The 12,066-nt window shown below is 65.8% G+C and carries 8 protein-coding genes and 1 pseudogene; 3 read left to right on the forward strand and 6 right to left on the reverse strand.

Going from position 1 to position 12,066, the window contains the following annotated elements:
* Positions 1–3 precede the first annotated feature (3 nt).
* The 6 genes from FBZ89_RS29165 to FBZ89_RS32000 all read right to left on the reverse strand — a co-directional run bounded on the left by FBZ89_RS29165 (position 4) and on the right by FBZ89_RS32000 (position 6,429).
* A complete protein-coding gene (locus FBZ89_RS29165; protein ID WP_186457647.1) occupies positions 4–1,212 on the reverse strand; it encodes a phenylacetate--CoA ligase family protein in 1,209 nt (402 codons plus the stop codon).
* On the reverse strand, positions 1,209–2,138 hold the full coding sequence (locus FBZ89_RS29170; RefSeq protein WP_145754466.1) for a glycosyltransferase family 2 protein: 930 nt from the start codon (positions 2,136–2,138) through the stop codon (positions 1,209–1,211). Before FBZ89_RS29170 ends, FBZ89_RS29165 begins: the two co-directional genes overlap by 4 nt.
* Positions 2,135–3,199, reverse strand: a complete 1,065-nt coding sequence (locus tag FBZ89_RS29175) for a hypothetical protein (protein WP_145754468.1) — start codon at positions 3,197–3,199, stop codon at positions 2,135–2,137. The genes FBZ89_RS29170 and FBZ89_RS29175 overlap by 4 nt, the downstream gene beginning before the upstream one ends.
* 103 nt (positions 3,200–3,302) lie before the next feature.
* The gene (locus tag FBZ89_RS29180) at positions 3,303–4,064 is read right to left on the reverse strand and encodes a hypothetical protein (RefSeq protein ID WP_145754469.1); all 762 of its coding nucleotides are present in this window, start codon (positions 4,062–4,064) and stop codon (positions 3,303–3,305) included.
* Between the two features lie 772 nt (positions 4,065–4,836).
* Entirely contained in the window at positions 4,837–5,598 is a 762-nt protein-coding gene (gene lra1, locus FBZ89_RS29185) for an L-rhamnose 1-dehydrogenase Lra1 (protein WP_145754471.1), read from the reverse strand.
* Positions 5,599–5,634: 36 nt separating this feature from the next.
* Positions 5,635–6,429, reverse strand: coding sequence for an IclR family transcriptional regulator (locus FBZ89_RS32000; protein WP_281292055.1), 795 nt, complete (start codon positions 6,427–6,429; stop codon positions 5,635–5,637).
* Positions 6,430–6,998: 569 nt separating this feature from the next.
* Between FBZ89_RS32000 and FBZ89_RS29195 the strand changes: the two genes are divergently transcribed.
* From FBZ89_RS29195 to FBZ89_RS29205, 3 genes and pseudogenes are all read left to right on the forward strand, one after another.
* Positions 6,999–9,716, forward strand: coding sequence for a TonB-dependent receptor plug domain-containing protein (locus FBZ89_RS29195; RefSeq protein WP_145754473.1), 2,718 nt, complete (start codon positions 6,999–7,001; stop codon positions 9,714–9,716).
* A 215-nt stretch (positions 9,717–9,931) separates the two neighbouring features.
* The gene (locus tag FBZ89_RS29200; RefSeq protein ID WP_281292056.1) at positions 9,932–11,590 is read left to right on the forward strand and encodes an alpha-L-rhamnosidase-related protein; all 1,659 of its coding nucleotides are present in this window, start codon (positions 9,932–9,934) and stop codon (positions 11,588–11,590) included.
* 45 nt (positions 11,591–11,635) lie between these two features.
* Positions 11,636–12,066 (forward strand): annotated as a pseudogene (locus tag FBZ89_RS29205) (L-rhamnonate dehydratase); the annotation flags it as partial.

Below are 12,066 nucleotides of genomic sequence, written 5' to 3' on the forward strand. Positions count from 1 at the left end.
AGTTCAGCGGCGCCGGTCGATAAGCGTCGCCGTCTTGGCGGTCGTGGGGTCGATATGAAGATCGGCGAGGGTCACCGCACGCACGTAGGTCGTGTCGCCGCCCTCATCCTGTTTCATGTGCCGGCGCAAGCGCTCGGCGACGACGGGCAGGATCGCCGGATCGTCGCAAACGACATGAAGGCCCAGCCGGTCGCAGCCGCCGGCGCCCAGATCCAGGACCGCCTGCCAGGCGGCACAACCCTCGGCCACGGTGGGAAAACCGCTATCGTCATAGCTTATTTCGTAAAATCGGAAGGTGCGCGGCCGCCGGCCCCGAACCTCCAGCATGCGCTCACCGTCGCGGATCACGATGCGGCCGACATCGCCCTGGCTGTAGCGGAACAGCGGAAACCGCTCGCGCCAGGTGTTGGTCACCACGATTTCCCCGAACCCGTCCGCGTCCGGTGAGGCGATCTCCACCACAATGCGCGGCAGGATGCTGAACAGCCCAGGCGTGGCGGTGGCGTCGCAGACCGCCCAGATGCCGGTTTCGGCCGCACCGTACAGGGACCAGATCTGGCGGATGTCGAAAGTGCGGCACAGACGCTCACGCACACTGTCACGCATCAGTTCGCCCGCATACAGCAGCTGCGGAATTTGGGGTAAAGGCTGGCCGGCCTCCTCGCACCAGTTGGCGAACAAGGTCAGGACGGACGGCGTACCGGCCAGATGGGTCGGCTGGAACAGCGCCGCCGCCGCCCGCATGTCGCTGTACGGGGACTGCGCGCTCATGGGCAAGGTGGTGGCATAGCACCGCTCCAGCAGGTCATCCACGATGGCCGCCGTGCGATAGAGGCCGGTGTAGGCGAAGAGGTTCAGCACCACCGAATGGGGCGTGAACACGCCCCGGGCCAGCAAGTGCCCGGCCAGCGCCTGCCGCTGGGCGTGGTTTTCCGCGATATCGACGGGGAAGATCAGGGGGCCGCCGCCGGCGCTGCCGCCGGAACGCACAAGGTAGATCCCCCGGTCCTCGCCGGCGGGGGAGAAACCGTCCAACGCCGCCAGCAAGTCGCTTTTCTGGCATACGGGCGCGTCACGCCAATGTCCGCCGTCCCGGTAGAGGTGGCGCCAGAAGGGATGACGGCGTGCCCTGTCGAAGGCCTGCGCCATCATGGCGTCCAAGGCGTGGCTATCGCCGCCTATCGGCTCGATCCAGCCGGAATCCGGGCTCATGCCGCCCTCCATAACAATGGCAGGTCGATATCGAAGTACGCCAGCAGAGCGCCATGGGCGCCGCAGAACGCGTCGCGCTGCGCCTGGTCCGGCAGGCTTTCCATGGCGAAGGTCAGCCAACGGCGCCCCAACGTGCGGCACAGCCGGCGGTCGTCGGCATCGTCGCTGTGGCGGAAGCGCTCCAGGCTGGGCGGGATTTGCAACTGGCGCCAGTCCTGACACCGCCGGTGGGACAGGCTGTCCGGCAGGATCCGGTAACGGATCACCGGCTCAGCCAGCAGCCCCACCGGCGCCATGGCGCCACCGCTTTTGACGATGCCCTTGGCAACCCGGTACCAGAAGTCGATGTTCTCATTGACATGCCGGCCTTCCGCGAAGCGCTCTTCGCCGATGGCGCCACGCCGAACGGCCACGTTGCTGGCCCGCCCCATGAAAAAGTCCAGATGGCTGGCGCTGGCGGTCACTCGAGGCAACCGATGCAACGCCCCTTCCAGCGGTACGACCTCGTCCCGCAAGGCGTCCATGTCCGGAAAATAATCACCGTGGGAGGGCGCATCGAACCCCAGAACCAGCAGTTCCAGGGCGTGGCCTTGCATGCAGCGCAGGATTTCGCTGCAACAGTCATCGCGCCAACGGTCATCAGCGTCCAGGAACGCCAGCACCGTGCCGGCCGCACGCTCCAGTCCGCGATTGCGTGCAGCGCTGGGACCGCCGTTGACAGGCAGGCGCAGCAATTCGGTGCGTGCGACGCCCCGCTGGGCCAGGCAACGCAGGCCGTTTTCCGCCCGCGCGGCGCCACCGTCGGTCGAGGCGTCGTCCACCACGATCACTTCGTGGGGCAAATGCGTTTGACGCGCCAGGGAGGCCAGGGCCTCTTCGATGTAATCTTCCTTGTTGTACAGCGGAATGACGACCGAAAGGCTCATGGCACCGCCTCGCACCGATAGAGCTTGCCCCGCTGCTGATGCAGATTGATCACCGCGTCGTTCGAGCCGCGGAACATGCCATTGCCGTAGCACACGGCATCGCGGCACAGCAGCATGCCCACCATATGGATGGGGTCGGCGAAATCCGGATCCATGAAGTCCAGTTGTTCCAGATAGGGCTGGAACATGAGGTGGGGCCAATCGCGCCTCACCCGGTCAGCCCAATCCGCCTCGCCGCAGGCCGAGCGCACCAGCGCGCCGATGCCGCGCCCCCCGCTGCTTGGCTTGGCGATCCAATTCCCCTCTTGGCGCAGCAACCGTTCGGCGTCGTCTGGCGAGCGGGCGCAAACCGAGGCGATCAGGTGGGGGCGCAACCGCGCGTACAGATCCGCCGGCATCGCGTCGTGCATGATGGCCGCGTCGGACAAGACCGTCAGCACGCGCTTGTCATGCACCAGGATGACGGTGCGCACGTCGTTGAAATAGGCGCCACGGGCGATGAGATGGGCCAGGACGTCAGGCGCCAGCATCGGCAACTCGTTCCGGTCCAGTTGCAGGATCAGATGATCCAGCCTGCGTCCCTGGGCGTGCAGCGCCCCCGCACGCACGCTCACGTCCCCTGGCCGCACGGCGACAAAGCCGACGCCGGCATGACCCAGATGCTCTGACAAGCAATCGATCTCGCCACTGGGTTCCTGGGCATGCACCAGCGCCACGGTGTTTCCCGGTTCATAGGGTGCGCACAGGTCGTCCCAAAAATCCGCCTGTCCCCGCGACCAGGCGCGGCTGACCATCCAGCCGTTCAGCGGATAGCGCGCACCGATCTCACAGATGCGCGCCGTTCCGTCCCGGTCCAGGATGAAATCGGGCCGATACCAGCCCACGCGATAGGGCGTGGGCGCGGCCAGCCGCAGGATGTTTTCCAAATCGGACGGAAGGGAATAGATGGCCCGGATGCGGGCATCGAGAAAATACCGCCGCACCACGGCCCGCAAGGCCACGTCGAGCAGGCCGGCCAGCGTGCGCATCTGGTCCCGGTACGCCCCCGGAAGCGCGACCACGCGGTCGGAGCAAACCTCTCCATGGCGCAATCCGCCGACCATGGGGAGCGGCGCCTTCACCCCAACGGCGCCGCTCGTCTCGACCAGGATCGGGCGCCGGCCGTCATTCATGGCCGGGGAACAGAGCCCGCAGGACGTCCGCCTTCTTTTTCAGGTACTGGCCCGCGATCCCGCGTAGATCATAGGCATCCCAATCGACCTCGACCGCCCGCGCATAGTTGGTCAGAGCATTCACCGCGTGGAAGAAATGGTTCTTCTCGGTGCCACCACAATGCACGGTGATCCAGCGCAACGGGCGGGCGGTGTCTTCTGCCGTGTAATGGAAATGCTCAAGCAGCCATTGCTTGAACAGGGGCAGGATGAACTCGACCTCACCATGCGTGTAGATCTCGTGCACCAACGTGGTCAGCAGGCCCAGCGCGATGTCGGGTTCGCGCAAGGACATGTGGTCCTTCCACGTCTTGAAATCGGCGGCGTTCCGGTCGATGTAGCGGGTCTGCAGCCAAGCGTCATCGCCGACGATGTCGGACGCCATGATGTGGAACATCTTTGAATGCAGGATCTTGTGCGTCACCGCCAAGTCTTCGTCGATGATGCGATGCAGGGAAACCAGAGCCTGCACCAGGGATTGCGGGTCCAGCACCGGTTCGCCGCGGTGCAGCTTCAAGGTCAGGCGGTTGCTGATGCCGGCCACGGTCATGGCGCTGTTGTTGGTCTGGCCCCAGCTGGCGAAGAACCGACGCAGGGTTTCGCCGTCATGCCGCCGCGAGGTCAGGTCGCGGAAGCCATTCTCGATGGCGGCGAACTCCGGCGTCTGGCTTGCGAAAGCCCTTAGCAGCGGTCCGCGAAACGGTCCATCGGGCATGGTCCGCAACACAGGCAAAATATGATCGCTTAATCTTTCCATGTGAAAGCCCCCAAGAATGACTATGATCACGGCGCGGTTGGCGATTTATTTGAAATATTCGGATATTTATTGTTGATTGTTATCAACAATATGGTTTGATGTTTCAATATTATTAACACGCTCGCCATTGATACAATAAACCATGGGGTGATTTTATAAATGCTACTGAGTGCGTACCGTTGGCGCCCTCTCAAACCGCCATTCTACTGGGTCAGGCGCCCTCCCCTGGTCGTGAACAGACGCCAAAAGGGAAGCCCTCGATAGAGTGCGATGCCGCCACCTTGGGGGGGCGGCCCCGGCCCCCACCGGCGCCACCCATTCGGCGTTGGGCACCCGCGCGGCGGACATTAGGGGCCGTAAACAATCAGCGAGGCGAGGGCATGGACGAAGTCGGCTGAAACGCACTCCGGCGTCTTAGCCGCTGAACCGCCCCCCACGCAGCTGGTGAATGAATCATGTTGTGTGGATGAACATCAACCTGGGCCGATGGCGATCCCCGTGAGGAAACCGTCGAGGCCGGACAGCATCATGGCCTCGGGCGGCGGATTGGATGACGCAGGGATACGCTCGCTCAAGCTATCCCCCGTGTTTTGTTCGAAGTCGACAGGGCCGGGGACGGGATCCGGGCTGGTGAACAGCGCATCCGCGTCCTCGACGACCGCTCACGCACAGGACAGTGCCCAGAGCAGAACACCTATATTCCGGCGCGTGATGGGGACCCCACGCTCGATTATTGAAGATTGACGAAGGCGCCGCCGTCCACCAGCAGCGCGGCGCCCGTGACGTAACGCGCCATGTCGCTGGCCAGAAAGACGATGGGGCCGGCCAAATCCTCCGGCACGCCCAGGCGGCCCAGCGGAATGCGCGCGGCCATGCGGGCGCGCTTCTCCGGATCACCCAGGTCGTCCTTGTTGATGGCGGTCTGGATGGTGCCGGGCAGAACGGAATTGCAGCGGATGCCGTGGCGACCGAGCGCGATGGCGCAGGACTGCATCAGCGAATGCACGCCCGCCTTGGTGGGAGTGTAGTGGGTCTGATACTCACCCCCGACCAGCGCGCTGATGGAGCTGACGGCGACGATGGCCCCACCCCGCCCCTGTTCCACCATGCGCTGGGCCGCGGCCTGCACCATGAAGTAGGCCCCGTGCAGGTTGACGCGCATGGTGCGTTCCAGCACCGCCACCGGCATGTCCAGAAAGGCGTGGAAGGGACAGATGCCGGCGTTGCTGACGAAGACATCGATGCCCCCGAACGCCGCCACCGCCGCCTGGATGAAGGCGGGAGCCGCTTCCGGATCGGCCACGTCGGAGCGCACGGCGATGGCGCGGCGGCCCAGTGCGGTGATGGCGGCCACCACCTCCGCCGCCTCTCCCTCCTCCCCCAGGTAATTGATGGCGACATCGGCGCCGGCGCGGGCGCAGTCGATGGCGGCGGCCCGTCCGATCCCCTGCGACCCGCCGGTGATCAGGACCGTCTTCCCTTGAAGCAGCATGGCTTTTCCTTCTCTGGGCGTGAAGCCGCTCTGGGTCTAGGCCTTGGCCTTACGCGGCCGGCGCTGGCCCACCCGCTCGCTCCACCCCAATTCGCGGCTGATATCCTGCGCCACGCCCATGACCTGGGCGGTCAGCCCTTCCATGCGGGCATCGCTCATGTATTGGGCGGCGCTGGAGACGCTGATGGCGGCCACGATCTCGCCACCCGCCCCCCGAATGGGGGCGGCGACGCAGCGGATCTGGTCCTCGTTCTCCTCCAGATCGAAGGCGTAGCCCTTGCCGGCATAGGCGCGCATGCGCTCCAGCCAGATGGCCAAGCCGACGCTGGAGCCTTGCGCCTCGTAGAATTCGCGCCAGGCGGCCTCGTCGTGGTCCAGGATCAAGGCCTTGCCCAAGCCCGTGGAAGCGATGGGGTGGCGTTCGCCCACGCGCGACCCGATCACAACCCGGCGCCGGCCCGGCACCTTGTCCAGGTACAGCGCCTGGAAGCCGTCCAGGATGCCCAGGTGGACCGTATCCTCCGTCGCGGCCGCCAAGCTTTCCAGGTGGGGCCGCGCCAGGCTGGGCAGGTGCATCTGCTGCTGGGCCAGCCAGCCCAGCTCCAGCAGCTTGGGCCCCAGGCTGTAGCCACCGCGCGCCACGAAGGTGAGGTAACCCCGCTCCACCAGGGCGGAAGCCAGGCGATGGGTGGTGGACTTGGTCAGGCCCAGGCGCTCGGACAACGCCGGCAGGGCGATGCTCCCCTCCGCCACCACGTCAATGACGTCCAGCCCACGGAACAGGGTTTGGCTGCCGGACGGCGCTCCCTTGATCTCGTCATCGGGGTCCATGTCACTGGATTTCCTAGATTGTGCCATATTAACGGTTCCAGTATCGCATAATGGAATTTTTTTCAAGTCCTGGCCCTAACGGTGGACAGGCTGGCCCCCAATTCCAGATTCATCCCGAAATCTGAAACCCATCTCCACTACTCACGGTCGCATGTCGCGCCTAGCATAGGCGGGAAAGGTACCTGCGACATCACAAAAATTGAGGAAGCCGCATCACGATGGCCGACGCCAAGCTATCCATCGTCGGGTCATGACGTTCCCTACCCGGCCCCACCCGTGAGACTGATGGGCGTTAATTTCATATTCTGGTTATAGACCGCACAATATGGTTTGACTCCCCTTGCCGGTGGCGATAGCATTCCGGCACATAAGAGATCAGACAGGGACAAAACGCTTAAGAGCCTCAAGGACTTGAGGCTTTCGGCGCGTGCCGGCCACGCGCACGGCATCCCACATCACCACTATGCGGGTGGCAACCCGACCGGCGTTCCCCACAGGGGAGTCCGGAGAGGGACCGCCTGCCCCGCCTCGACGCAAACGACAACGAAAATACAAAGGGAGAAGCTCAAATGGGACATCGCTGTCACCCCCCGTGCCGATATGTCACCGTCACGCCCTTGGCCACGGCGCTGGCCCTGCTGCTGGGCACCGCCAGCGTCCCGGCACTGGCCCAGGTGGCCCCCGCGACCGCCCAGGGCGGGACCGCGGCCGACACGGGCGAGCCGCTTGAGGAAATCATCGTCACCGGCACCAGCATCCGTGGCATCCAGGCCCCCTCCTCCGCCGTCAGCACGGTGACGCGCGACGACATCGTGGCCACGGGATCGACCACGGCGACGGAACTGCTGCGCTCCCTTCCGCAGGTGGGCAACTTCAATTCCACCGGCAGCAACACCGGCTTCGGCCAAGCCAACTTCGTCGACCAGCCCGCCATCCACGGCGTGGGCGTGGGCAACGGCGGCGGCGGCCTGACCCTGGTGCTGTTCGACGGCCTGCGCCTGCCGGGCGCCGGCATCAACCAGACGGCCCCCGACCCGTCGGCCATCCCCGTTTCCGCCTTGGAACGGGTGGAGGTCATCGCCGATGGCGCCTCCTCCATCTATGGTTCCGACGCCGTCGCCGGCGTCATCAACTTCATTCCCCGCCGCAACTACGACGGGGCGGAGACCCACCTGCAGGCGGGCTTCGGCAATTCCTACGACACGCAGAACTTCAGCCAGCTGTTCGGCAAGACGTGGGATGGCGGTTCCATCCTGCTGGACTATGAGCATTCCGGGAATTCGGAGCTGAAGCCCAGCAGCCGCTCTTACATGTCGGACAACGCCACCTCCAAGGGCTGGGGCGACAACCGGGTGCAGAACTGCCCCGTCGCCAACATCACGGCCGGCGGCGTCACCTATGGCCTGACGGCCACCGGCGCCTTGAAGGCGGGCCAGCCCAACAAGTGCGAGGGCCGGCTGGATGACGACCTCTACCCCGACCAGCACCGCGACCAGGGCCTGATCTCCATCCGCCAGGCCATCACCGACGGCATCGAGCTGTTCGCCAACGAGATCTACAGCCGGCGCGTCATGACCACGCGCATGAGCTCAACCTCCGCCCAGGCCTCGCCCAACAACAGCGGCTTCTCCGTCACCGTGCCCGGCAGCAGCCCCTATTATGTCCCCGTGCCCGGCCTGGGCGGTGGGGATGAGACGGTCACCTATTACCCCGGCGGCTCCTTCCTGAACCACACCACCACCAGCACCCAGGTGGCCAACGTCGGCGCCGACATCGACCTGACCCACGGCTGGCAGGGCAAGGTGGTGGGCAACTTCGGGTTCGAGCGCGACGACGTGCGCCAGAACGGCCTGAACCAGACCCTGGCCACCGACCTGGCCGCCGCCGGCACCCTGAACCCCACCGGCATCGGCGCCGCCAACAGCCCCGCCGTGACCAGCGCCCTGCGCGACTACCAGACCCGCTACAGTGGCGAGCAGTTCCTGGAGGAGGGCCTGTTCAAGGCGGACGGCCCCCTGTTCGACCTGCCCGGCGGCACCATCAAGGCGGCCGTGGGCGCCGACATCCGGCATGAGCGCTTCGCCGCCAGCAACAGCGTGGGCCCGACCAATCCCGCCAGCTGGCTGACCGCCAGCGAGGCCGCCGTCTCCTCCTTCTCCTCCATCGGGGAACGGGACGTGAAGTCGGTGTTCGGCGAGCTGTCGGTGCCCATCGTGGGCGACGGCAACGCCGTGCCCGGCATCCGCGCCGTCAACCTGTCGCTGGCCACCCGCTACGACAGCTACAGCGACGTGGGCGACACCACCAACCCCAAGGTGGGCCTGACCTACACCCCCTTCGACGGCCTGACCCTGCGCGGCAGCTTCGGTTCCAGCTTCCACGCGCCCAGCCTGGCGGATGCCGGCACCGCCATCGACACCCGCGCCATCCGCTTCAGCGACTTCGTCAGCTTCGATCCCAACAAGTATTCGATCATCCTGGCGGGCGGCAACAAGCTGAAGCCGGAAACGGCGGACACCTATTCCGCCGGCTTTGACTACAAGCCCAAGGAACTGCCGGGCCTGAAGGTCAGTTCCAGCTATTTCCGCATCGACTACTACAACGTCATCACCTTCCCCACCTTCAATCCCGTCACCCAGCCGCAGAACCCGGTCTATGACGCCTATCGCCTCTACAATCCGACGCTGGCCCAAGCCCAGGCGCTGACCAACGGCTTCCGCCACGACGGCAACTTCGACCTGTCGGCGCAGCTGCCCACCGCCATCTACGACCTGCGGCGCCAGAACTTCGCCGACGAGTTCATTCAGGGCATCGACTTCGACATCAGCTATGGCTGGGACGCCGGCCGGGTGGGCGCCTTCACGGCCGGGCTTGCCGGCACTTGGCTGTGGCAGTTCGACCAGAAGGTGAAGGGCGCCACGTCCATCAACACCCTGCTGAACACCGACTACGCCATCGACTTCAAGGCCCGCGCCAGCCTGATGTGGACCTTGGACGCCTACACCGCCGGTGTCTTCGTGAACTACACCAACGGCTACAGCAACGCGAGCACGGGCGGCCTGGGTGTCCAGAAGGTGGACAGCTTCACCACCGCCGACCTGCACCTGGCCTGGAACGTCCCCGGCCAGGGCATGATGGGCGGCATCCAGGCGACGCTGGACATCAACAACGTCTTCGATACCGACCCGCCCTATTACTACAACACCAACGGCATCTCCGGTGTCGACCTGACCGCCGCGTCCCCGCTGGGCCGCGTCATCTCCATCGGCCTGACCAAGAAGTGGTGAGGCCGATCGCCGGGCGCGGATCCTCCATCGCGCGCGGCGCTTAGCACCCGTACGGTCTCATCTCCGTATTCACTTCCTCCCCTGGCGGGTGTCGCGGTCGATGGTGCGAACGATCCTCCGCGGCACCCGCACTTTTCCATTCCAGCCGGACCCGGGCATTGCCACGCTCCGGATCCCATAGAACCACAAGCCTGATAGGGAGCGTGCGACTGACCATGAATCGCCGGGAAATGCTGTTGGTCGTGGGGGGTGCCGCCGTGGCGGCCGCCGCCTCTTCCGTGGTGGCGCCCAAGGCCGCCCAGGCCCAACCCAAGGAGTTCGAGCCCGCCGTGGCCGGCGAGCCCAACGCCGCCTGGGGCGCCAAGGCCGACGCGCTGACACCGGCGCTGACCGAGACGGCGCAGCCGCCGCTGGCCCTGGTGCGCGCCGTTGCCGATCCCAGCGCCCCCTTGCGCTGGCGCATGGAGCCGGAGGGCGAAGGCCTGGCCGGCCGCGCCTTCAAGAAAGGTGACAGCTTCATCCTGGATTTCGGCGGCCACCGCACCGGCCACCTGGCCTTCCGCCTGGAAACCGTGGGGCGCGAGCCCGACGCCCCCGCCCGCCTGCGCCTGACCTTCGGCGAGGTGCCCAGCGACGTGGCAGAGCCGCTGTATCCCTACAACGGCATGTTGAGTGGCGCCTGGCTGCCCGATGAAATCGTCAACATTGACTATTTGCCCCAGGCCGTGCAGCTGCCCCGCCGCTATGCCTTCCGCTATGTGAAGGTGGAGGTCATCGACACCTCCTCCGGCTTCAGCATCCGGTTCGAGGATGTGAAGGCGATCGGCCTGACCTCCGCCAAGGCGGCACCCGCGCCGCTGCCGTCCAAATACTCCGACCTGGCGCGCCGCATTGACGCCGTGGCCCTGGCCACCCTGCGGGACTGCATGCAGACCACGTTCGAGGACGGTCCCCGCCGCGACCAGCGCCTGTGGGTGGGCGACCTGCGCCTGCAGGCCCTGGCCAATTACGCCACCTTCAAGCAGAACGACCTGGTGAAGCGCTGCCTCTACCTGTTCGCGGCCTACCGCCGGCAGGACGGGCTGGTGGCGGCCTGCGTCTATGAGAAGCCCAAGGCGCGCTACGGCGGCATCCACATCGTCGATTACGCCGCCCTGTTCAACGTGGCCCTGGCGGACTACTTGGAAGCCACGGGCGATGAGGCGACGGCGCGCGAGCTGTGGCCCGTGGCCAAGCGCCAGCTGGAGATCATCGGCCAGCGCATCAATGCCGACGGCCGCTATGTCGACCCGGGCAACGTCTGGATCTTCATCGATTGGTCGCCCGACCTGCACAAGGACGCGGCCATCCAAGGCCTGCTGGTCTTCGCCCACAAGCGTACGCTGGACCTGGCGCGCAAACTGGGCGTGCAGGCGGAGGTGGCGGACTACCCCGCCCTGATCGAGCGCATGACCATGGCCGCCCGTGGCTATTGGGACGCGTCGGCCAAGGCCTTCGTCAGCGGGCCCAACCGCCAGGTGTCCTGGGCCTCGCAGGCGTGGATGGCCATCGGCGGCGTGTTGCCGGCCAAGGACTGCGCCACCGCGCTGAAGACGGCCTTCGGCCGCGCCGACGCGGTCAAGCCGGTGACCCCCTACCTCTACCACTACATGGTGGAGGCCATGCTGGACAGCGGGTTGGACAAGGACGCCAAGGCCCTGGTGGAAAGCTATTGGGGCGGCATGGTCAAGGCCGGCGCCGACACCTTCTGGGAGGTCTATGACCCGGCCAAGCCGCTGAGTTCCCCCTACGGCGACATCCACATCAACAGCTACTGCCATGCCTGGAGCTGCACGCCGACCTACTTCTACCGCGCCCGCGGCATGGTGGCCTAAGCCCCCTCCCGATGTCCTTCGATCATGCCTAGGAGCAGCGTTCCCATGACCCTCCCCACCATCAAACAGGTGCGCGCCTATGTGGTGCGCGGCGGCGGTGCGGATTATCACGACCAGGGCGACGGCCACTGGATCGACGACCATATCGCCACGCCCATGGCCAGGTACCCGGAATACCGGCAAAGCCGGCAGAGCTTCGGCATCAACGTGCTGGGCACCCTGGTGGTGGAGATCGAGGCCACTGACGGCACCGTCGGCTTCGCCGTCACCACCGGCGGCGAGCCCGCCGCCTTCATCGTGGAAAAGCACCTGTCCCGCTTCCTGGAAGGCCGCAGCCCCACCGAGTACGAGAAGATCTGGGACCAGATGTACTTCGGGACGCAGTATTACGGCCGCAAAGGCCTGGTGGTGAACGCCATCTCCGGCGTCGACCTAGCGCTGTGGGACCTCTTGGGCAAGCTGCGGCAGGAGCCGGT

The organism is Nitrospirillum amazonense (assembly GCF_007828045.1).
Taxonomy (GTDB): Bacteria; Pseudomonadota; Alphaproteobacteria; order Azospirillales; family Azospirillaceae; genus Nitrospirillum; species Nitrospirillum amazonense_C.